This window comes from Xanthomonas sp. CFBP 7698, assembly GCF_003600855.1.
Lineage (GTDB): Bacteria > Pseudomonadota > Gammaproteobacteria > Xanthomonadales > Xanthomonadaceae > Xanthomonas > Xanthomonas cannabis.
In genome coordinates this window covers 1252637-1275215 of record NZ_PRDN01000002.1, presented here as the reverse complement: position 1 = coordinate 1275215, position 22579 = coordinate 1252637, and the positions used below count along the sequence as shown (strand labels likewise).

The 22579-nt window shown below is 66.8% G+C and carries 12 protein-coding genes; 6 read left to right on the top strand and 6 right to left on the bottom strand.

From position 1 onward, the window contains the following. Positions 1-49: 49 nt before the first annotated feature. A complete protein-coding gene (treA, locus tag XnspCFBP7698_RS13540) occupies positions 50-1723 on the bottom strand; it encodes an alpha,alpha-trehalase TreA (protein ID WP_047697258.1) in 1674 nt (557 codons plus the stop codon). 419 nt (positions 1724-2142) lie between these two features. Beyond that, the gene (locus tag XnspCFBP7698_RS13530; RefSeq protein WP_123137460.1) at positions 2143-2907 is read right to left on the bottom strand and encodes a DUF72 domain-containing protein; all 765 of its coding nucleotides are present in this window, start codon (positions 2905-2907) and stop codon (positions 2143-2145) included. Between the two features lie 105 nt (positions 2908-3012). On the opposite strand from XnspCFBP7698_RS13530, the gene XnspCFBP7698_RS13525 reads away from it, so the two are divergent. Then, positions 3013-3765, top strand: a complete 753-nt coding sequence (locus XnspCFBP7698_RS13525; protein ID WP_104579186.1) for a DNA-formamidopyrimidine glycosylase family protein — start codon at positions 3013-3015, stop codon at positions 3763-3765. Positions 3766-4090: 325 nt separating this feature from the next. Continuing rightward, positions 4091-5089 (top strand): hypothetical protein, encoded by a 999-nt coding sequence (locus tag XnspCFBP7698_RS13520; RefSeq protein WP_123137459.1) that lies wholly within the window; start codon positions 4091-4093, stop codon positions 5087-5089. A gap of 96 nt (positions 5090-5185) precedes the next feature. On the opposite strand, the gene XnspCFBP7698_RS13515 is transcribed toward XnspCFBP7698_RS13520, so the two are convergent. Both XnspCFBP7698_RS13515 and XnspCFBP7698_RS13510 read right to left on the bottom strand, forming a co-directional pair. Then, positions 5186-6124 carry a GAF domain-containing protein gene (locus tag XnspCFBP7698_RS13515; RefSeq protein WP_199680155.1) on the bottom strand — a complete coding sequence of 313 codons (939 nt, stop codon included), beginning with the start codon at positions 6122-6124 and terminating at the stop codon, positions 5186-5188. 360 nt (positions 6125-6484) lie between these two features. Continuing rightward, complete coding sequence (locus XnspCFBP7698_RS13510; protein WP_123137457.1) at positions 6485-9364, bottom strand: pitrilysin family protein; 2880 nt, start codon at positions 9362-9364, stop codon at positions 6485-6487. A gap of 397 nt (positions 9365-9761) precedes the next feature. Between XnspCFBP7698_RS13510 and XnspCFBP7698_RS13505 the strand changes: the two genes are divergently transcribed. Further along, entirely contained in the window at positions 9762-12485 is a 2724-nt protein-coding gene (locus XnspCFBP7698_RS13505) for a PAS domain S-box protein (RefSeq protein ID WP_233548964.1), read from the top strand. Positions 12486-12953: 468 nt separating this feature from the next. Here XnspCFBP7698_RS13505 and XnspCFBP7698_RS13500 read toward each other — a convergent pair whose 3' ends face one another. Then, the gene (locus XnspCFBP7698_RS13500; RefSeq protein ID WP_199680171.1) at positions 12954-15086 is read right to left on the bottom strand and encodes a methyl-accepting chemotaxis protein; all 2133 of its coding nucleotides are present in this window, start codon (positions 15084-15086) and stop codon (positions 12954-12956) included. A 354-nt stretch (positions 15087-15440) separates the two neighbouring features. After that, the gene (locus tag XnspCFBP7698_RS13495) at positions 15441-16883 is read right to left on the bottom strand and encodes a glycoside hydrolase family 5 protein (protein WP_123137455.1); all 1443 of its coding nucleotides are present in this window, start codon (positions 16881-16883) and stop codon (positions 15441-15443) included. Positions 16884-17092: 209 nt separating this feature from the next. Between XnspCFBP7698_RS13495 and XnspCFBP7698_RS13490 the strand changes: the two genes are divergently transcribed. From XnspCFBP7698_RS13490 to XnspCFBP7698_RS13480, 3 genes are all read left to right on the top strand, one after another. Next, the gene (locus XnspCFBP7698_RS13490) at positions 17093-18580 is read left to right on the top strand and encodes a SulP family inorganic anion transporter (RefSeq protein ID WP_179453611.1); all 1488 of its coding nucleotides are present in this window, start codon (positions 17093-17095) and stop codon (positions 18578-18580) included. 242 nt (positions 18581-18822) lie between these two features. Continuing rightward, positions 18823-19800 (top strand): GGDEF domain-containing protein, encoded by a 978-nt coding sequence (locus XnspCFBP7698_RS13485; RefSeq protein ID WP_199680154.1) that lies wholly within the window; start codon positions 18823-18825, stop codon positions 19798-19800. Between the two features lie 150 nt (positions 19801-19950). Beyond that, positions 19951-21600: a M28 family metallopeptidase gene (locus XnspCFBP7698_RS13480; protein WP_123137453.1), complete on the top strand. Its 1650-nt coding sequence runs from the start codon at positions 19951-19953 to the stop codon at positions 21598-21600. Positions 21601-22579: the final 979 nt, after the last annotated feature.

The following is a 22579-nucleotide window of genomic DNA, read 5'->3' as shown; positions in this document are numbered from 1 at the left end:
AGTTTGTTGGCTGCTCTGAACCACGCAACGCGCAGCGGCGGCGCAGCCGTCAGCGCGTGGCCGCCTCTGGCTTGCGCACGCGCTTGGCGGGTGCAGCCTTGGTGTCCTTGCCCGGATACAGATTCAACAGCATCAAGGTCACGCCGTTGGTCCAGCCAAAGCCGTCCTGCAGGGCGTATTCGCCACCGCCGCCGCCGGCCGCATCGGTTTCCAGGCCGTATTTTTCGACCAGCTTGTGTTCGCGTGCGAACAGCGCCTGTACCTGGGCGAGGAAGCGTTCGCCGATGGTGCGTGCCAGCGCGTCTTCGCCGTAGCGACGCAGGCCGTCCACGGCCACCCATTGCAGCGGCGCCCAGCCATTGGGTTCGTCCCATTGCTGGCCGGTCTTCACTGCGGTGGTGGCCAGGCCGCCGGGGCGCAGCAGCGTTTTGCGCACGGTGCTGGCAGTGCGCTTGGCGTGATCGTCCGAGGCCAGGCCGGCGAACAGCGGATACAGCGCTGCGGCGGTGACCTGGTCGCTCAGCGTGCGCGCCTGCCAGTCGTAGTCGGCGTAATAGCCGGCCTTGTTCCACAGATGTGCGTCGATGGCCTGCTTGCGCTGCTGCGCGAGTGCGGCGTAGTCGCGCGTGCAGTCTGCGCCCGGTTGCGCACAGGCCTGCGCCAGGGTGCGCTCCAGGTGGTAGAGCAGGCTGTTGAGGTCGATCGGGATGATGGCGGTGGTGCGGATGGTGCGCAGGTTCTGGCCGTCGGCCAGCCAGCGGCTGGTGTAGTCCCAGCCACTTTCCGCACCGGCACGCAGGTCGCGGTAGACCTCGGCAGCGGGGCGGTCGGTCACTTCGGCGGCGGTGCGGGTGTCGTGCAGCCAGGCTTCCGGGCGCGGGGTGTCGCGCTCGTCCCAGTAACGGTTGAGCACACTGCCGTCGGCCAGGCGCACCACATGGCGCGCGGCCTCGCCCGGCTTCAGTCCATCGCTGCCCTGCATCCAGTACGCGTATTCCTTCTGCAGCTGCGGCAGGTAGCGCTGATAGACCGCTTCGCCTTCCACGCCGGCCTGCAGTTCCACCATGTAGGAGAAGAACGGCGGCTGCGAGCGGCTCAGGTAGTAGGTGCGGTTGCCGTTGGGAATATGCCCGTAGGTGTCGATCAGGTAGGCAAAGTTGTCCAGCATCTGGCGGCTGAGCGTGGTCTCGCCGCTCTTCACCAGGCCCAGCATGGTGAAGTAGGAATCCCAGTAGTACACCTCGCGGAAGCGCCCGCCCGGCACCACGTAGGGGTGCGGCAGCGCCAGCAGGCTGCTGTGCGGCGGTACGTGGGTCTGGCTACGCACCAGCTTGGGCCACAGCAGGTCGATATGCTCGCGCAGCGCGGTGTCCTGGCGGATCGCATCGGTCTGCACCGGCGGCGACTCTTCGAAATTGGCGTCCACGAACTTGCGCAGGTCGAAACCGGGGTGGTCGTGCTGCGCCAGATAATCGGCGTTGATCAACGCCGGGTCGCGCAGCGGCAGGAAGTCGACGAAATGCTTCTGGTCGTCGAACAGCTCGCCGCGCTGCACGGCCTGGAACAGTTCCGGGTAGGCCAGGTCGGGCGTGGGCGGCGTGGACGCCGGCGCATTGACGACCGGAGTGTCCAGCGGCGCGGCGGTCAGCGTGCACGGCGCGACGAACATGCTCAGCGACAGGCCAAGCAGCGACGTGCAACACGGGGGCGCGGCAGAACTCATGGCATCTCCAGAACGGGCAGTGACGTGGGGCATGGTAAACGACCGAAGTGGCGGGCGGGACCGCGTGGGTTGCCGGAGTGCCGGCAGGCTTCGCGCGGTGACAACAGGGTTCAGCAAGGTGATCCGGCGCGCCGCCGCAACGTGCGCCGATCCTGGCGTATCGGCGCGGATCGAGGCAGCTTGAGCGCAGCGCCCGTGCGCAGGATCGCCGGTGTCAGTGCAAGAAGTGCGCCAGGGTGCGGGATGCGAGGGTGTCGCGGACAGCGCGCGTGCCGGCCTGCGGCGTGTTGGGCGGGCAGCAGCGGATGCAGGCAAGCGGGACGTGGCGCGTATACCCGTGGCCGCCATGGCTGGAGGTTTATGCAGATGCAGGCAGTGGCTGCGCTACACCCCAGCAGGCCCGACACCGCCAATGCGCATCACACCGCGCGGTCGATGCCCAGCAGTGCCTGCAGCCGTAGCGCGTTGGGCACCGCCAGGCCGGCGGCGGTGTTGTCGAAGATGATCCAGCGTTCGGTCTGTGGCTGGCCGGCCGCACGCACCGCTTCGGCCAGTGCCTGCAGCGCCCCCTCGTCGTAGGCGCTGTAATAGATGCGCGGGCTGCCATGCCACCGCCAGTACTGCGGCCCGGCGCTCGTGCTCGGTGTCGCCGCTGCAGCCACCGGGGCCGGGTCAGCCGCGCAGCGTGCGATGCGGTGACGCGCCAGCAGCGCCTGTGCCTGCGGCAGGAACCAACTGGCGTGGCGCGGTTCGCACACCACCGCACCGTCCCAGCGCCGCCGCAGCATCGCAAAAAACCTCGCCGCCACGCGCGCGTCGAACGCTGCGCTGGGTGGCAGCTGCAACAGCAGGCAACCCAGGCGCGTGCCCAACGCGCCGGCCTGTGCCAGAAATGCGTCCAGCAATGGCCCGGCAGCGTGCAGGCGTGCATCGTGACTGATGCTGCGCGGCAGCTTGACCGAAAAACGGAAATCCTCCGGCACGCTGTCGGCCCAGCGTGCGTAGGTACTGGCGCGATGCGGGCGATAGAAAGAGGAGTTGATTTCCACCGCAGCAAAGCGCGTGGCGTAGCGTTGCAGCACGCTGGCACCCTCACCGAACGCTGCGCGGTCGGCAGCAGGAATCGACCAGCCCGCGCAGCCACAGCGCACACGAGCATCGGCAGTCGGGAGACGAGCAGGCATGGCAGACGAGGCAAGGGGCGGCAGCACTCTATGCAGGGGCATCCGTCAGCAAAGCGTGTGCGCAGCGATCACGGCCGACTCACGAGCGGCTTCGATACTGGGCGCATGCCAGAAGGTCCCTCACTCGTCATCCTGCGCGAAGAAACGGCTGCCTTTGTCGGCCGCAACATCCTTCACGTTTCCGGAAACAGCAAGCAGGACATCGCACGCCTGGAACACCAGAAAGTGCTGGCGCTACGCACCTGGGGCAAGCACTTTCTGATCGAATGCGCACAGTTCAGCGTGCGCATCCACTTTCTGTTGTTCGGCAGCTACCGCATCAACGAAGAAAAACCCAATGCGGTGCCGCGCCTGCGCCTGGAATTCTCCAAGGGCGAGCGCCTGAACTTCTATGCCTGCTCGGTGCAATTCATCGACCGCCCGCTCGATGAGGTCTATGACTGGACCGCCGATGTGATGAACCCGCTGTGGGACCCTGCGCAGGCGCGTCGCAAGCTGCGCGCCGCGCCCGGCATGCTGGTGGCCGATGCCTTGCTGGATCAGACGGTATTTGCCGGCGTGGGCAACATCATCAAGAACGAGGTGCTGCACCGCATCCGCGTGCATCCGGAGAGCGAAGTGGGCGCACTGCCGGCGCGCAAGCTCGGCGAGCTGGTGACCCAGGCACGCGACTACAGTTTTGATTTCTACACCTGGAAGAAAGCTTTCGTGCTGAAGAAGCATTACCAGGTGCATACCAAGGCCAGCTGCCCGCGCGACGGTGCGCCGCTGCAGTACCGCAAGCACCTGGGCAAGGCCGGGCGACGTGCGTTTTTCTGCGAGGTGTGCCAGCGGCTGTATCGGGCCGACCAGACGTAGCAAGCGGCGCGGGAAGCGTTGCGATGGGCGCTGGGTCCGGACGCCCGTTCTGCGTTCGATCGGGTGCGTACGGTAGAGCCAGGCAGTGTTCCTCGATCACCAAGTGCGCAGCGCTGGCCAATCCTGCCGCGCAGGGCGCCAGGGCGCCAGGGCGCCAGGGCGCAGGGCGGGTCAGAAGTGGGCGCCCAATGTGAATGGCGGCTGGGGACGCCTGGCCAGACAACGAATTCCAAACGCGCGCAAACGCTGCGCCCGCTAGATTTGCCCGCTGTGCACCAGGGTCAGCGGTGCCGCTCCCGTCTTTCACTCACCGGTCTCCCGCATTGTGACTACCCGCAGGAAGGAAGCGCTTGTCCCGCATGTTGCTGCTGCCGCATGCACGGGCGCCATCCTGTTTTTCCTGGCCTGCCTGTTGCTGTACATGCCGGCGCCGCGCCAGACCCTGCAACACGACGACAGCTTGCAGGTGTATTTCGTGCCACGGCCGCAAGAGGCGCCCCCCACACCGCAGGAACCGCCGCAGGAACCCGAGCGCACACCGCGCGCTGCGGCAGCGTCGGCTGCGCGCACTGCGCCGCCACCCACGCGCACCCCGCCACCGCAGCGTCAGGTGGCCGCCGCCGATGCGCCTGCCAGCGACGCCATGGCAGCTCAGCTGTATACCCGCGAAGGGCGTCTGCGCATGGCGCAGGTGGACCCGATGGCGCAGACCGGCGGCGCGGCGCCGCCGGGCATGACCGACGAGCGCGCGCAGGCCAAGGCGCGCAACGTGATGGAGCGGGTCAACCCGGTGCAGTACCAGGACACCCGCTTTGCCAAGGACTGGAAGAGCGATGGCACCCTGGGCGATGTGGCGATGCAGGAAATGAATCGCGGCATGAAGAAGTTCAACGACATGCTCAACGGGCCGCAGACGCAGGTGGCCAAGGCCCGCCCGCCGCCGGAGGTGCGCTTCAATCCGGCGCTGGCCGGCAACCAGGCCGAGATGGGCAGCGAGGCGACCGGCGATGCGTACAAGGCCGCGCCGATCGCGCATGAAACGCCGCCGGATCTCAAGGGCGAAGCCAGCCGCCGCATCCGCGAGGCCCTGGCGGCGCTGGAACAACGCAGCACGCGTTGCGACGCCTCCAGGCGCAAGTCGCTGTTATCGCCGGTGCGTACGCACCTGGGCGATCTGGAGCGTGCCGAGCATGCCTTGAACAACGGCGCCGATCCGGTGATGGCTGCGCAGCTGCTGCCGCGCCAGGCCGACAGCGCCTACGACCTGGCACGTCGCGCGCTGTGGTACGCAGACCGGCAATTGAAGCAGTGCGCGGTGGGGTGAGTGGCGCAGTGGCGGCGCGTTGACGCGTCGGCCGCTGGTGACCGTGGCGATTGGAGAGCCAGTCAGTCGGGGCGAGGTCGGGGTGCGACGCAGTGCCTACGCCAGGCTCTGCCGGTAACGATCCTTCTCTGCGCTCAACGCGATTTCCGCGCGCAGGAAGACGTGCCCGATGGGTTCGTCGGCGCGGCTGGCCAGGGCTTCGCCGAGCAGTACCGTCAGGCCCAGGGCATGCTGCTGATGGGCCACGTCGCGCAGGTGTTGCAAGGTGCGTTCGGCATCAGGGCCGCGTAGCACGGCGATGAATTCCGCGCTGTCGGTGACCCGGTCGATGCTGTTGCCGGGCCCCTGCACCAGTGCGGCAAATGCCTGGTCGAGTTGCTGCAGCGTGCGGCCAAGCAGCCGCTCGCTCTGGCGTTCGGCCAGGGCGGCCAGCTCCTGTACTTCCAGGATCACCAGCCGGTACGGGCCTTCCGCATCCACGGCGGGTGCGGCCGCCGCTGCTTCAGCCGCCGGCTGCAGGATGGCGGCGCGTTCCTGCTGCAGCGCTTCCTGGCGTGCGTCGAGCAGGTTCATGGTGACGCGCGCCAATGCCTGCAGCCCGGTGCGTTGCAATTCATTGAGCGTGCGCGGCTCGGTATCGAGCACACACACGGTGCCCAGCGCCACGCCCTCGGGCGTCACCAACGGCATGCCTGCGTAGAAGCGCGCGCCGGTCTCGCCCGTGACCACGGAAATATCGCGAAAGCGCGGGTCCTGGGTCAGGTCCGGCACTTCCATCAGGTGGCTGGGGTCGCGGATGGCGTGGTCGCACACCGCCTGGCTGCGGTCAGTCTGTTGCAGCCCCAGGCCGAGCTGGGCCTTGAACCACTGGCGGTCGCGGTCCACCAGCGACATCAGCGCAATCGGCGTTTCGCACAGCGCGGCGGCCACCTGCACGATATCCTGGTAGGCAGCTTCAGGCAGGCTGTCGACGATGCGATAACCGTCGAGGACCTGCTGGCGGGAGGCTTCATCTGCCGTCGGCATTTCTTTCATCGGATCAGCCAAACACCTGTCGAAGAGAGCGGCCAACCTTACCGGGCTGGCCGATAACATGGCGTCGACGTGAGCGTCGCCGCCGCTGGAGATAAAACGATGGACGCGCGCGCGACCGATGCCTGATCAGTCCGGCCCGGCGGCGAGCCCACCCATCGATTGCGCCTGCGAACACGTATGCAAGCAGGCCGATGATGATCAGTCGATCGATCGACGGTCTTGGTCGTCATCGCCGACCGGCCGGCGCCGAGCACCGGCGGCACTCAGCCCATCATCCCACCGCGCCTACACGCCGCACAGCGCGCCAACGCCGTGCACCTGCCCGCCTGCGTGGCGCAAGCGGGCAGGGCAGGCGGGCCGTCAGCGCTTGACCGGCTTGCCGTCCACGTCCAGCACCTGCACCTCACCCAGCTTGAGCGCACGGACGGGGGCTTCGATCTTCTTCAGGTCGCCCACGATCACCCAGGTCATGGCCTCCGGCTTGATGATCTGCTTGATGGCCTTTTGCGCGGCCGGCTGATCGATTGCTTCCAGGCGCGGCTTGAGCGTCTGCACGTAGTCATCGGGGCGGTCGAACTGCACGATGCCTTCGATCGCGCCCAGCACCGCACCGGTGGTTTCGAAGCTGCCGGGCAGGGCGCGGATGCGCTGGTTCTTGATCTTCTCGATCTCGTCGTTGGACAGCGGCTTGTCGCCGATGATGGCGGTGGCTTCCTTGAAGATCTCGTTGGCCGATTCGGCGGTCTTGTCGGTCTGCACCGGTGCCGAGAACAGGTACGGCCGCTGGCCCTGCGCATCCACCATCTGGGTGCGCGCACCGTAGGCCCAGCGCTTGTTCTCGCGCAGGTTCATGTTCAGACGCGAGGTGAAGGTGCCGCCGAAGGCGCCATTGGCAACACCGATCGCCAGGTTGTCAGGTGCCTTGGTGGAGGGGGCCAGCAAGCCGGCCAGGATCACCGACTGCGGTGCGTCCGGGCGGTTGATCAGGTATACGCGCGGCTTGGGCTGTGCGGCGACGTTGGCCAGGTTCTTCTTCGGCAACGCCGTCGTCGGGGCCTTCCAGTCGCCGAATGCGGCATCGAGCTGGGGGATGATCTGCGCCAGCGTGGTGTCGCCGGCCACCAGGATGCGCAGGTTGTCCGGACGCAGCCACTGGCTGTGGAACTGCTGCAGGTCCTGCGCGTTGAGGCTCTTGATCGCCGCCTCGGTGCCGCTACCGGTGAGCGGGATGCCGTACGGATGCTGGTTGCCGAACAGCAGCGGCGGCAGCGCGCGCAGGCCCAGGCTGTTGGGCTGGGTCTTTTCCTGGGCGATGCCGGCCAGCCACTGGCCGCGCACGCGCTCGATGTCGGCGGCCTTGAACGCGGGGTTGCGCACGATGTCGGAGAACAGCTGCAGCGAGGGCTGCAGCTGGTCGTTGAGCGCATCCAGCGAGGCGCTGCAGCTGTCCAGATCGCAGCCCACCGACGTGATGGCGCCCAGCCGCTGGCGGCGCTGCGCCACTTCGACCGAATCCAGCGCGGCGGTGCTCTCGTTCATCAGCGCGGCGCTGAAGCTGGCGGTGCCGAGCTTCTTGCCCTGGTCTGCGGCGTAGCCGGCATCGAACAGCAGCTCCACCTGGGTGACCGGGATGGTGTGGCGCTCGGCCAGGATCACCTCGATGCCGTTCTTCAACTTGCCGCGCTGCAACTGCGGGAAGCTCAGGTCCGGGAATTGATCGGTTTGCGGCACGCCCTTGCTGCGATCGAGCGTGCTGGCAACGGTCTTGTACTTGCCTGCGGCCGGCAGCTTCGGCGCCGGCTTGCCGGCTTCTTCGCCGCGTGCAACCACTGCCTTGTCCTCGGCGGCCGGGTCGAAGTCCTTGCCGGCCGGCAGCACGGTGAGCAGGTAGTCGCCCTTGCCGAACCAGGTGGCAGCGGCCTGCTTGACGCTGTCCACGGTGGCGGCCTGGCCGCGTTGCAGGTCTTTCTTGTAGGCGCCCGGGTCGCCGCGGTAGACCTGGCCCTCGGCCAGGATCACCGCCTTGCCACTGAAGCCGCCGACCTTTTCCAGCCCGCGCACGAAGCCGGCGCGGTAGGCCACCTGCGCGCGCTGCAATTCGTCGGTGGTCGGGCCTTGCGCGATGAACTTCTTGAGTTCCTCGTCGATGATCGCCTCGACCTTGGCCGGGTCCACGCCGTCCTTGACGTCGGCCTGGATCTGCACCTGGCTGGACAGCGCGAACGGCTGCACCGAGGCGGAGACGTCATCGACCAGGTTGTCCTGGTAGACCAGGCGCTGGTACAGCCGCGAAGTCTTGCCGCCGCCGAGCACGGTGGTGGCCAGGTCCAGCTGGATCACATCGTCGGTGCCCAGCTGCGGCGCGGCCCAGGTGCGGTAGATGCGCGGCTGCGAGACATGGTCGTGCTGCACGCCGCGCTTCTGCGCGGGCAGCGGGGTCACCCACGGCTGCTGGCGCGCCACCGGCTTGCCGGACGGGATATCGCCAAAATACTGCGCGGCCTTGGCGCGCGCCTGCGCCACGGTGATGTCGCCGGCCAGCACCAGGGTGGTGTTGGCAGCGCCGTAATTGTCGTTGAACCACTGCTTGACGTCGCCCAGCGACGCTGCGTCCAGATCCTCCATCGAGCCGATGGTGTCGTGCTGGTACGGGTGGTTGGCCGGGAACAGGTTGGACAGGATGTTCTGGTCCACGCGGCCGTAGGGGCGGTTTTCGCCCTGGCGCTTTTCGTTCTGCACCACGCCGCGCTGGGTATCGAGTTCTTCCTGGCCGATGGCGCCGAGCAGGTGGCCCATGCGGTCCGATTCCAGCCATAGCGCGGTGTCCAGCGCGGTGGTCGGCACGGTCTCGAAATAGTTGGTGCGGTCGAACCAGGTGGTGCCGTTCATGTCGGTGGTGCCGACCTTTTCCAGCGGCGCAAAGAAGCTGCCCTTGTTGTTTTCCGAGCCGGAGAACATCAGGTGCTCGAACAGGTGCGCAAAGCCGGTCTTGCCGGCCGGCTCGTCGCCGGAACCGATGTGGTACCAGATGCTCACCGCCACCACCGGCGCCTTGTGGTCTTCATGCACCACCACGGTCAGGCCGTTGGGCAGGGTGAAGCGGGTGTAGGCGATGTCGGGAATGGCGCTGCTGGCCGCGCTCTTGGCCAGGCTGGCCGGGGCGGCAGCGACGGCGGGGGCAACGGTACCGGTGGCGACACCGAGCACACCGGCGATCAACAGGGACAGCGGACGCAGCATGTGACACTCCAGAACAGGGCAATCGGCCGAGGGTAGTGGCTGCTTGGCGGCGCCGCAAATGCACTTGGGCATGGGTGCGGTGGCGGTTGCCGGGAGGGCGGCCGGACCCTGGACCGCTGCGCCCGGCGGGCGTGATGCGGCGATGGGGCTGCGCCGCTGATCTGACCCGGTGCACGGGGGCAAGTCCTGTCCCGCGTGTCCCAGCGCTGCGGGACGGCCTGGAGCGCGCCGCAAGGCGCCAGCACCGTCGGGGCAGGCAAGCGATGCCGGCCTGCGTGGCCCCGGTGGACCGCTGCATGCCTGCCAAATCGAGCGGCGGCAGCGCTTGCGGATGCGCAAACGCAGGCGGCATGCAGCCAGGATCGGTGCCCGGCGCAGGCGGACCTGGCTGCCCGGTGTGCGGGGCCGTGGACCACGCGCTTGGCCGCCGGTTAAGCGGGCGCCGCCGCACGTGCTCAAGTTGACCATCGCTTCGCCGTTACTTCGGGCGACCTACCCTCGCCAGACGCTACCCGCCAAGCACGCCATGACCGTCCTGCTGCCGCCCGTGCCGATTCCCGCCGACGACGCCCTGCGCGTGGACGCGGTGCGTCGGCTGGGCGTGCTGGATACCGAGGCAGAGGCCGAATTCGACGACATCGCCTGGCTGGCGGCGCATGTCACCGGGGCGCCGATGGCGCTGGTGTCGCTGCTGGACGCCGACCGCCAGTGGTTCAAGGCACGCTGCGGCACCGACCTGGAAGGCACCCCGCGCAGTGTGTCGTTCTGTTCGCACACGGTGATGGGCACCGAACTGATGGAGGTGCCGGACGCAGAGGCCGACCCGCGCTTTGCGCAGAACCCGTTGGTGACGGCGGCCCCTGGCGTGCGCTCATACGTGGGCGTGCCGTTGATCGGCCGCGAGGGCTACGCCTACGGCACCTTGTGCACACTCAGTACCAAATCGCGCGTGCTCGATGAACAGCAGAAGCAGGCCTTGATCCGGCTGGCGCGCCAGGCCGCCAAGCAGCTGGAGGCGCGCCGCGACCGGCTGGCCGCGCAGGCGCAGCGGCAGACCCTGAGCATGTTGCTGGAAGCCATGCCTGACGGCGTGGTGGCCTGCGGCACCGACGGCTTGCTGCGCGAGTTCAACCATGCCGCGCGACAATGGCATGGCACCGACCCGCGGGTGCTGCCGCCGGTGCAATGGGCGCAGCATTTCGACCTGTATACCGCCGACGGCAACGGCTTGCTGCCCACCGAGGCCATTCCGCTGGTGCGCGCCTGGCGCGGCGAACACGTGCGCAACGCCGAGCTGGTGATCCGTGCCAACGGGCAGGCGGCGCGCACCGTGCTGTGCAACGCGGACCCGGTGGTCGGCGACCAGGGCACCGCGCTGGGCGCGGTGTGCGTGATGCACGACATCACCGAGCTCAGGGATGCGTCGGCAGCCTTGTCTGCCGAGCGCGCGCGGCTGCAGGCGCTGGTGGATGCCTCGCAGGACGTGGCGATCATCGCCTTCGATCCGCATGGCCGGATCGAGTTGTTCAACCCCGGTGCCGAGCAACTGCTGGGCTACACCGCCGAGGAGGTGCTGGGCCGCTGCCCGGCGCAGTTCCACCTGCAGGCCGAGCTGGACCGCCACATGGCCACGCTGGCGTTGTCGCCTGCGTCGTACGTGAAGCTGGCCGCGGCCGCTGCCGGCGATGTGCTGGCAGAGGAACTCTGGACGCTGGTGCGCAAGGACGGTGAATTGCGCCGCGTGCGGCTATGCTTCAACGTCATCCACGACGCACAGCAGGGGTTGGCCGGATACCTGGCCATGGCCATCGACGTCACCGCCGAGCTGCAGGCACAGGCGGCCGCGCAGCTGGCCGCCGAACGTTTCACCGGTGCCTTCGAAACCGCGCCGCAGGGCATGGCGATCGTCTCGCTGGATGGCACGTGGCGCGACGTCAATCCCTCCCTGTGCAGCATTCTTGGCTATCCGCGCGAGCAGCTGTTGCGCACCACCTTCCAGCAGATCACCCATCCGGACGACCTGCAGCTGGATCTGCAGCTGGTGCAGGAATTGATCGACGGCAAGCGCGATAGCTACAGCCTGGCCAAGCGCTACATCAGCCAGCACGGGGCGGTGATCTGGGCACAGCTGTCGGTGTCGCTGGTGCGCGACGGCAGCGGTGCGCCGGTGCATTTCGTCTCGCAGATCCAGGACGTCACCGAGCGCCATGTCGCAGCCGAGCGGCTGGCCGAAAGCGAAACCCGGCTACGCGCGATCAGCGATGCCACCCCGGCGTTGGTCAGCCAGTTCGATGCCGAGCAACGCTGCCTGTTCGCCAACCAGGCACACCGCGACTGGCTGGGCGTGGAACCGTCCAGCCTGGTCGGGTCACCCATCACCCGTCTGCTCGGCACGCCGCTCAGCGGCCCGGCACGGACGGCACTGGCACAGGTGGCCGACGGCCAACGTGCCAGTTTCGAGCATGTGCTGCAGGTGGGCGGCAGCGCCCGCGATGTGGAGATCACCCTGGTGCCGGAAACGGTGGGCATGTCGGCGGGCACGCAGGGCTTCTTCCTGATGGCCCAGGACGTCACCGCGCACAAGACGCTGCACCGGCTGATGCACGAACGCGCCACCCGCGATGCGTTGACCGGCCTGCCCAATCGCCACGCCTGGACCGAGGCGCTGCAGGCGGCGGTGCTGCAGGCGCATCAGCTGCAGCGCGCGGTGGCGGTGATGTTCCTGGATCTGGATGGCTTCAAGCGCATCAACGATACCTATGGCCACCGCGCCGGCGACGCGGTGCTGGTGGGGTTCGGCCAGTGTCTGCAGCGCGCGGTGGAAGGCCGCTACCTGGTGGCGCGTCTGGCCGGCGATGAATTCGTGGTGCTGCTGGACAATCTGCAGACACCGCAGATGGACTGCGCGACCGTGGCCGAGCGCATCCGCCAGGCCGCGGCGGCAGGGGCGATGTTTGGCGAGCAGTGGTTGCCGATCCAGCCCAGCATCGGCGTGGCCTGGCAGCACGGCGATCAGGCCGAGGCCGCAAGCCTGATGCACGCCGCGGACGAAGCGATGTATGCGGCAAAAAATGCGCGCTGCAAAGACACCGCGACGAACGGCCGCGACGCTACGCGTTGAAGACGCCACGCGTTGAAGAAACGGGTCATTGGCGGTGCATCGCTGTTCCTTCTCCCCTCGGGAGAAGGTGCCCGAAGGGCGGATGAGGGTACGTCAGCCGATGGTGATTGCGGTCGCCCATCTTTTGACGAGCGATAAATACTCGTCGATTCCCGATTCCCGATTCCCGATTCCCGCCGACCGCAGACCGCAGACCGCAGACCGCCGACCATCGACCATCGACCATCGACCATCGACCATCGACCGTCGGTACGCATGCCCTGTTCGTCGATGCATCTCGTTCGTTTAGTAATGCATCTGGCGCGTGTATTGACGCCTCCCGGCTGCCGGGCACCCTCACCCCAACCCCTCTTCCGGCGGGAGGGGCTTTGGCACGCGGTGCGTCGCTGTTCCTTCTCCCTTCGGGAGAAGGTGCCCGAAGGGCGGATGAGGGTACGTCAGCCGATGTGGTGACGGCAGTCGCCCGTTCTACGCTGCCTGAGCTGCACCATGGCGCTGCGTCGACCCAGGCTGCGCCGATGCCAACCGGAACACTGCCACCGCACGGGTCAGATCCGCCGCCTGGTCTTCCATGCTGCGCGCTGCCGCGGTGGCTTCTTCCACCAGCGCGGCGTTTTGCTGGGTCATTTCGTCCAGTTGCATCACCGTGGTGCTGACCTGTTCGATGCCGGCGCTTTGTTCGGTACTGGCGGCGGTGATCTCGGCCATGATGTCGGTGACGCGCTTCACCGAGCTGACCACCTCGGTCATGGTACTGCCTGCCTTTTGCACCAGGTGCGAGCCTTGCGCCACTTTGTCCACCGAATCGGAAATCAGCTGTTTGATCTCCTTGGCGGCACCGGCCGAGCGCTGCGCCAGGGCGCGTACTTCGGTGGCCACCACGGCAAAGCCGCGGCCTTGTTCGCCCGCGCGCGCCGCTTCCACGGCGGCATTCAACGCCAGGATATTGGTCTGGAAGGCGATGCCGTCGATGACCCCGATGATGTCGGAAATGCGCGCCGACGATTGCGTGATCGCCTGCATGGTGCTCACCACTTCCTGCACCACGCGGCCACCGCTTTCGGCCACCTCGCCAGTGCCCTTGACCAACTGATTGGCCTGGCGTGCGTTGTCGGCGTTCTGGCGCACGGTGGAGGTGAGTTCTTCCATCGAGGCGGCGGTTTCTTCCAGGTTTGCAGCCTGGTGTTCGGTGCGCGTGGACAGGTCGGCATTGCCGCTGGCGATCTCGCCTGCCGCGGTGTTGATCATTTCGGCCGAATGCTGGATGCCCCGCACGATGCCGGTCAATTGAATGGCGGTGCGGTTGGCCGCACCGGCCAGACGCCCGAACGCGCCCTCGTAATGCGACTCCACGCGCTGCGACAGATCGCCGTCGGCGATGGCGGCCATGATGCGGCCCACATCGTCCAGCCCCGCGTCGGCCTGCTGCATCAGCCGGTTCAAGGCCTGCACCATTTCCGCAAACGCGAACTGGTAGCGCGATTGATCGCCGCGTGCAGAGAAATCGCCGCGCGCGGCCGCATCGGCCAGGCGCGCGATGTCGCTGTTGATGGCCGACAGATTCTCTTTGACGGTATCCAGCGCTTGATGCAAGGCGGCGCGCTGGCCGGGTAGGCGACGCATGTCGCGGCGCAGGTCGCCGCGGCCGTACTCGCTCATCACGTCCATCGCTTCGTTGATGGCATCCAGATGTTCGAACACCACCGTGTTCACGCCGTGCGCCAGCGTGCCGTAATCGCCGGGGAAATCCTCCGGAATGCGGTGCGCGATGTTCTCGCCCTGCTGCAGCCGGATCATGGTCTGCATCTCGCCGTTGAAGCGCTGCAACTGGTTCTGCATCTGCTGCATGCTGTGCATCAGCTGGCCGGTTTCATCGCGCGATTCAACCCGGATGTCGTTGTCGAAGCGGCCCGAGGCAATCGCTTCCGCCGTGCGCGAGGCGGCACGCAGCGGCGCGGCCATGGCCGAGGCGATCAACCAGCACAGGCCGATCACCAGCGCCACCAATGCGCCACCGATCAAGGTCAAGGTGCGCGTGAATCCCCAGGCCTGCACTTGAATGTCTTCGGCATAGACGCCCATCACCAGGACCCAGTTCCAGGCCGGGAAGGTCTTGGCGTAACTGATCTTCGGCAGCTGTTCTTGTTTGCCCGGCTTGGGTGCGTCGTAATAGCTGAAGCCGTCGCCGCTATCGATGGCGGTCTTGATGTCGCGATACACGTATTGCCCGGCATCGCTCTTGTAGTCGCTCATGTCGGTGCCGACGGCGCGCTTAGGATGCATCAGGATGCGCATCTGCGGGTCGACGATGAAGAAATAATCCACGCCATCGTTGGTGCGCATGTCCGCCAAGGTGGTGCGCGCCGCTTCCTTGGCCTGGTCCAGGCTGAGTTCGCCGGCTTTGACCTTGTCGGCGTAGTGCTGCATCACGGTGAGGCCCATCTCCACCTCGGTCCTGACGCTGAGCTTGCGTGCCTCGATCAGGTCCAGGTACTGCAGGCGCGCGGCGGCCATCGCCAGCAGGATCACACCTACCGTCAACAGCGTGCACAACAGCACGAACTTGCGCGTGAGCGGGAGATTGGCAACGTGACGACGCAACAGGGAGACAACGGGCATGACAACGACATCCAGAACGCGCCGAAGCGCTATGTCATGGATAGCGGCTGATGCACGCAGGTGTTGAACACTATCTGCGGCAGCGCCTGCTTGGGCGAGGCATTCTGCGTCACTGCCTTGTAGGAGCGCCCTTGGGCGCGATGCGGCGTTATCGACAACGCTGCATCGCGCCCAAGGGCGCTCCTGCCTTGTTTCTACAGATCTCTGCGGTAGTCAGCCCGGTTGCAACAACGACATGCATCGATCAAATGCGCTGCATGTCGTCATCGCGCGCAGCAGACTGTTGCAGTCTGCGCTGCGCAGTTGGGCGCGAGCTGCACGCCCAACGCGTATCGATCAACCTGCCGCGCAGAAACCGAATTCTGCCGTCGCACCTACCGCCAGGGTGCGGTTGAAATCCACCCCGCTGGCCTTGAGCGTGCTGCCACTCTGCGACCAGGTGACGTTCCAGGCGTTATTGACCGTGCCGGTGACCGGCAGCGAGATCGCCCAGGTGCCGCTGGCGGTGCCGGTGTTGGTGACCTGCACGCGATTGCAGTAGCCACCGTTCCACTGGTTGTCCACGGTCACCTTGGTGCTGAAGCCAGCGCTCGGTGTCGGTGTCGGTGTCGGTGTAGGCGTGGGGGTCGGCGTTGGAGTAGGCGTCGGAGTTGGCGTGGTGGTGCTCACCGATCCCCACAGCGTCCGCAACAGCGTCATCTTGTCCTGGCGCACGGTGGTCCAGTCATCGCGCAGGATGCCGCCGGTGTCGCCGCTGTTGGGGTTCCACGACCAGTAGAAGCCTTCGTTGATGCCCTTGCTGCGCAGGTACTTCACCAGCGCGTCCTGCCACACCTTGTCGCGCGCGTCGCCTTCGCCGTACTTGCCGCCGAACTCGCCCAGCAGCAGCGCGTACTTGCCGGCGAACTGGCCGAAGTGGCGGTCCCAGATGGCCGGCATGTTGTTGGGGAAGTTGCTGTCGTTGAAGTACGACTGCACATACACGTCCGGGCCGTACACGTGCGGCGCCAGCAGCAGGCGGTTGGCCGGAATGTTCAGCGGGGTGCAGGCCAGCGGCTGCAGGTTGCCGCCCCAGAAGATGCCGCCGTTGGTCGAGCACACCGGGTTGTCGGTAATGCCTTCCACCGCGATGATCCACTTCGGCGCCACGGCCAGCACCGCAGCCGAACCGCGCTCGGCGGCCTTGTTCCAGTCGGTGGCGGCGTTGCCGGTGCCCCAGGTGGCGGCGCCGTGGGGTTCGTTCTTCAGATCCAGGCCGAGCACGTACGGCACGTTCTTGTAGCGGTTGGCCACAAAACGCAGGTCGGCCAGCCACTGGGCTTCGGTGTAGGAGCCGGTGTACCAGAGCTCGGAGATGCCGGCGCAGTCGGGGGTGTGGTGGTCCAGCAGCACGTACATGCCGCGTGCGTTGAACTCGTTGATCACCTTGTCCAGGATCTGCAACGAGGTCAGGCCCTGCAGGTCGGCATTGCGGCTGTAGTCGATGCTGCTGGGCATCTGGCCGCTGCGCAGCGTGGCCGGGCAGAACGGCAGACGCACCGCATTGAAGCCCAGGCCCTGCATCTGGACGATCATGTCCTTCCAGTTGCGCGCCCACAGGCCATGCATGACATGGTTGCCGGTCTCGAAGCCGAAGACGTTGACGCCCTTGAGCTGAACCACCTTGCCGCTGTCGTCGACAATCTTGTTGTTGCTGATGGAATAGCTGAATGCCGGTGCGGCGGCCAGGGCCAGCGCGGTGGCGAGTGCAAGCGTACTTGCAGTCCTGAAGATGGACATGGTGGTCTCCTAGATGACCGGACTCGACACCCGAGCCCGGTGAGGGGGGCATCTTGGTCTGCGGCAGCGTCGCGTGGCGTGATCGCAGCCACAGAAAGGCGCATTGGCGCACGGGTCACAGGCAGGCTGCGGGCGCGGTCGCTTTCCCGCACACTATTGCCGCTGCGTGCTGTCCGCAGGCTGTCCTTTCTGTCCCCGGAGTGTCCCCGATGTCCCTTTTGCGTGCCGAACTGGCGCAATGGCGCGCCTCACCTGCGCGCGAACTCATGGCCGGTGCGGTCGCCACCTTTGCGCTGATTCCCGAAGTGATCGCGTTCGCGTTCGTGGCGGGCGTCGATCCGCAGGTGGGTCTGTTCGCCTCCTTCGTGATTGGCATCGTGATTGCGTTCTGTGGCGGACGCCCGGCGATGATTTCTGCTGCTGCCGGCTCGGTGGCGCTGGTCGCGGCGCCGCTGGTGGCCGCGCATGGGCTGCCGTATCTGCTGGCCGCCGGCTTGCTGGCCGGCGCGGTGCAGGTCCTGTTTGGCGTGCTGCGGCTGGGCGTGCTGATGCGCTTTGTCAGCAGTTCGGTGCGTACCGGTTTCGTCAACGCGCTGGCGGTACTGATCTTTGCCGCGCAGCTGCCGCATCTGCTCGGCGCCAACATGACCACGTGGGTGATGCTGGGCGTGGGCCTTGCGATCATCTACGGCCTGCCGCGGCTCCGCGTGCCTGGGCTGTCGGCGATTCCCTCGCCGCTGCTGTGCATCCTGCTGCTCACCATTGCCGGCAGCGCGCTGCAGTTGCCGCTCAAGACCGTGGCCGATCTGGGCAAGCTGCCCAACGCGCTGCCGTTCCTGCAATGGCCGGCGGTGCCGATGACGCTGGAGACCTTGCGCATCATCGCGCTGCCGGCGCTGGCCATTGCCATGGTGGGCCTGCTCGAATCGCTGATGACCGCGCGCGTGGTCGATGAACTCACCGATACGCCCAGCAACAAGAACCGCGAATGCACCGGGCTGGGCATCGCCAACGCCGCGGCCAGCCTGTTCGGCGGCATTGCCGGCTGCGGCATGATCGGGCAGACCGTGGGCAACGTGAAGTACGGCGGCCGTGGCCGGCTCTCCACCTTGTTTGCTGGCGTGTTCCTGCTGATCCTGATGGTGCTGCTCAAGCCGTGGGTGTCGCAGGTGCCGGTGGTGGCGCTGGTGGCGATCATGGTGATGGTGTCGGCGGAGACCTTCGACTGGCGCTCGCTGCGCACCGTGATCACCCATCCGCGCACCTCCAGCGTGGTGATGCTGGCCACGGTGGCGGTGACGTTGATCACCCACAACCTGGCCGCCGGGGTGGCGGTGGGCGTGGTGCTGAGCGGGGTGTTCTTCACCTTCAAGGTGGCCGGCCTGCTGCAGATCGCCCACAGCGACGGCACGGACGGCGTGCGCACCTACACCGTGCGCGGGCAGGTGTTCTTCGCTTCCGCCGATGTGTTCATCGACGCCTTCGACGCACGCGAGGTGCCCGGCCGTGCGGTGGTGATCGATGTGGGCCGCGCGCATTTCTGGGACATCACGGCGGTGGCGGCGCTGGACAAGGTGGTGCAGCGGCTGCGCCATCACGACCTGGAGGTGCAGGTGAAAGGCCTGAATGCCGGCAGCCGGCGGCTGATGCAGCGGCACGCACTGGGCGAAGACGCGCTGGAATCCGCACTGCCCTGAGCCAACAGGCCGAGTCCCCGCTTGGCGCCGTGCGATGCGCTGGCTGGTGTGCCGTGCTGGCTGGCTGGCCCGGTGCTGAGCAGGGCCGGCGAGCGGTCTCAAGTTTGCCTGGCGGGCGCCGATGAACCGGCATCCAGATTGCCGGTCGCTGTCGTGAAGCCTGTGCATTGCCATTCCCGTTGTCGGTCGGCCTGCTGCGTGCGGCACGGCCGGCCTGCGTCCGCGCATCGGCGGGGGCTGCAATGAGCGACGCGCCGTTGCTGGAGCGGATGGTGGACATGACCGCCATCCGCGATGCCGATCTGCTGGACCTGAGCCTGCTGCGCACCATGCGCGAGGTCTGCGCGGCCGAGGAGCTGTCGTTGCTGCGCATCGCGCCGGACGGCCGCACCATGGCCGAAACCCGGCTGCGCGACGACGGCCGCCTGTCGTTGACGGTGGCCGAGCTGAAGGATGCGCAGATGCGCTCCCAGCTGGCCGATGTGCATGGCCCGGGCGAGGCCGTGCAGCTGCATCAGGACGGCCGCGCGCTGCTGGTGTACCCGATGATGGAAGCACGCGGCATCCGCACCTGCCTGCGGGTGGCCGGCGCCCGCCCGCCCGGCGCCGCCGAGCAGGCCATGCTGCAGGGCTTTGCACGCTTCTTCCAGAACTACCGCAGCCTGCTCGACGATGCACAGCGCGATGCCCTGACCGGCCTGCGCAACCGCAAGACCTTCGACGACGTGATCCTGCGCCTGTTCTCCGGGGCGCAGTCCACGACGGAGCAGGGCGTGTGGCTGGGTATCGTGGACATCGATCACTTCAAGCGTGTCAACGACACCTTTGGCCATCTGTACGGCGACGAGGTGCTGCTGCTGGTCGCGCAGCTGATGCAGCGCACGTTCCGCCAGGACGACCTGCTGTTCCGCTTTGGCGGCGAGGAGTTCGTGATCGTGCTGCGCGGCGTGGACCGCGAATGCGCGGTCGGCCTGTTCGAGCGCTTTCGTCTGGCCGTGGCCGAGCATGTGTTTCCGCAGGTCGGCCAGGTCACGCTCAGCACCGGCATCGTGGAATTGACCCAGGGCCGCCTGATCAGCCAGTCGCTGGACGAAGCGGACAAGGCGCTGTACTGGGCCAAGCAGCATGGCCGCAACCGCGCGGCCGTGTACGCCGAGCTGGTGGGCAATGGCCAACTTCAGCACGCCATCCAACCCACCGGCAGCGTCGATCTGTTCTAGCGGCGCCCGCCCGGGCCACGCGGCATCGCTTCGCGCAATCCTGCTGCCCCGGCAATACGCGGCGGCACGACAGCGTGCAGTGCCCGCATGCATCCGCTTGCACCCGCGGCTGGCTACACTCCAGGGCTGTCTGATGATCTGGGGTATGCAATGAAGCGAGTTGCGGTAGGACTCTTGGCAATGGCGGTCTCGACCGCACTGATGGCGGCGGCGCCGACCTTCGATGGCGCGCGCATCTCGCGCGACGTCAAGGAGTTGGCCTCCGATGCCTATGAAGGCCGCGGCCCGGCCACGGCCGGCGAAGACAAGACCATCGCCTATCTGAGCAAGCAATTTGCCGACGCGGGCCTGCAGCCCGGCGGCGATCTCACCGGCGGCAAGCGCCTATGGACCCAGGCGGTGCCGCTGCGGCGCGCCGATATCGTCGGTGCGCCGACCATTGCGCTGGCCAATGCCGGCAAGCCGCAGACCCTGACCCAGGGCCAGCAGATCGCCATCCGCGCTGCGCTCGATGGTTCGTCCAAGGTCGACATCGCCAACGCACCGCTGGTCTTCGTCGGTTACGGCGTCAAGGCGCCGGAGCGCGACTGGGACGACTTCAAGGGCGTGGACCTGAAGGGCAAGATCGCGGTGGTGCTGATCAACGACCCGGATTTCGAAACCGGCAAGGGCGCCTTCGATGGCGCCGGCATGACCTACTACGGCCGCTGGACCTACAAGTACGAAGAAGGCGCCCGCCAGGGCGCGCTCGGCGTGCTGGTGGTGCACGAAACCGCGCCGGCCTCCTATGGCTGGGACACGGTGGCCAGTTCCAACACCAACACCATGTTCGATGTGGTGCGCGACAACCCGCGCAGCGCGCATCCCACCCTGGAAGGCTGGATCCAGCGCGATCTGGCTGCCGACCTGTTCAAGCACGCCGGGCTGGACTTCGACACCTTGAAGAAGCAGGCGCAGACGCGCGATTTCAAGCCGGTCGAGCTGAAGGGCCAGCGCCTGAGCGCCAGCTACCAGGTCAAGTCCGACGTGATCACCTCGCACAATGTGGTGGCGCGCCTGGAAGGCAGCAAGCGCCCGAACGAAACCCTGATCTACAGCGCGCACTGGGACCACATCGGCGTGGGCAAGCCGGACGCACGCGGCGACACCATCTTCAACGGTGCCTTGGACAACGCCAGCGGCACTGCCGCGCTGCTGGAACTGGCACGCGGTTTCGCCACCGGACCGAAGCCCGAGCGCTCGGTCGTGTTCCTGGCCGTCACCGCCGAAGAAAAGGGGCTGCTGGGTTCGGAGTTCTACGCCTCCAAGCCGCTGTACCCGCTGGACACCACCGTGGCGGTGATCAACATGGACGGCATGAACCCGTTCGTGCCCTCACGCGATTTCGGCATCTACGGCACCGCCAAGCTCGAGCTGCTCGACCAGCTCAAGAGCGTGGCCGCGCAATCCAAGCTGCGTTATACCCCCGATCCCAAGCCGCAGGCCGGGTATTTCTTCCGGTCCGACCACTTCTCGTTTGCCAAGCGCGGCGTGCCGGCGCTGTCGTATGCGGCCGGGCAGGATTGGGAAGTAGGCGGCGTGGCGGCAGGCAAGGCCGCATCGGACGACTACACCGCCAAGCGCTATCACCAGCAGGGCGACGAGTGGAAGCCGGACTGGACCTTCGCCGGTGCCGCGCGCGATCTGGGCGTGCTGTACACGCTGGGCCAGCAGCTGGCCGATTCGCGTCAATGGCCGAACTGGAGCAGCGATTCTGAGTTCCGCGCCACCCGCGATGCCAGCGAGGCGGCGCGCAAGTAGCAGCCGCTCACCAATTTGCGGGCGGCAAGGGCACCGCCCGCTACCAGACGTGAAGACAGCCAGGTGTTCGCGAGACGCACAGTGCAGGCGTCTCGATCTGATGGCTTGGTACGGAAAGGTCAGGCGCAGAGAGGATGATCTGCGCCTTTACTGCAGGGGCTCTTGACCAGACTTGAAGAGCCAAGTGATCTCGATACGGCACATTGCAGGTGTCTCAACCTGGTTGCTCGCTACGGACAGATCAGGCGCAGAGCTGATGATCTGCGGCTTTGTTGCAGGGCCCTTGCCCGCCCACCATCGCAGGACACGCTGCAAGTACATCCATGTAGCTCCTTGGCGGCATCCATGCCGCCAAGGGTCCCGCGACGGTGGGCGGGCAAGGACCAGTCGAAGTGGTCGGTGCGCATGGATATGACAAGCGACGAGCAGGCTGGCGATGCGGTGGCCTTTGCTCTTCGATAAAACCACCAACCAACTGTCTGGCGTGGTGTCCTGGCCGATTGCGGGACCGTGTGGCGGCATGGATGCCGCCACCGAGCCTCCACGGACGGATTCACGGCGTGTCCCGCGAGCGGTGAGGGCACCGCGCCCTCGACCGGCTTGAAGATCGCCAAACGAGCGCGATACGCGCGATGCAGGCGTCGCTATCTGATTGCTCGATCCGGACAGATCAGGCGCAGAGCTGATGATCTGCGGCTTTGTTGCAGGGCCCTTGCCCGCCCACCATCGCAGGACACGCTGCAAGTACATCCATGTAGTTCCTTGGCGGCATCCATGCCGCCAAGGGTCCCGCGACGGTGGGCGGGCAAGGACCAGTCGAGTTGGTCGGTGCGCATGGATATGACAAGCGACGAGCAGGCGGCCATGCGGTGGCCTTTGCTCTTCGATAAAACCACCAACCAACTGTCTGGCGTGGTGTCCTCACCGATTGCGGGACCGTGTGGCGGCATGGATGCCGCCACCGTGCCCCCATGGACGG

Bases quoted from the DNA above. Each gene is read 5' to 3' on its own strand.
- XnspCFBP7698_RS13495 (WP_123137455.1), bottom strand. From the start codon at position 16,883: ATGTCCATCTTCAGGACTGCAAGTACGCTTGCACTCGCCACCGCGCTG.
- XnspCFBP7698_RS13525 (WP_104579186.1), top strand. From the start codon at position 3,013: ATGCCAGAAGGTCCCTCACTCGTCATCCTGCGCGAAGAAACGGCTGCC.
- XnspCFBP7698_RS13530 (WP_123137460.1), bottom strand. From the start codon at position 2,907: ATGCCTGCTCGTCTCCCGACTGCCGATGCTCGTGTGCGCTGTGGCTGC.
- XnspCFBP7698_RS13490 (WP_179453611.1), top strand. From the start codon at position 17,093: ATGTCCCTTTTGCGTGCCGAACTGGCGCAATGGCGCGCCTCACCTGCG.
- XnspCFBP7698_RS13515 (WP_199680155.1), bottom strand. From the start codon at position 6,124: ATGAAAGAAATGCCGACGGCAGATGAAGCCTCCCGCCAGCAGGTCCTC.
- XnspCFBP7698_RS13480 (WP_123137453.1), top strand. From the start codon at position 19,951: ATGAAGCGAGTTGCGGTAGGACTCTTGGCAATGGCGGTCTCGACCGCA.
- treA (WP_047697258.1), bottom strand. From the start codon at position 1,723: ATGAGTTCTGCCGCGCCCCCGTGTTGCACGTCGCTGCTTGGCCTGTCG.
- XnspCFBP7698_RS13510 (WP_123137457.1), bottom strand. From the start codon at position 9,364: ATGCTGCGTCCGCTGTCCCTGTTGATCGCCGGTGTGCTCGGTGTCGCC.
- XnspCFBP7698_RS13485 (WP_199680154.1), top strand. From the start codon at position 18,823: ATGAGCGACGCGCCGTTGCTGGAGCGGATGGTGGACATGACCGCCATC.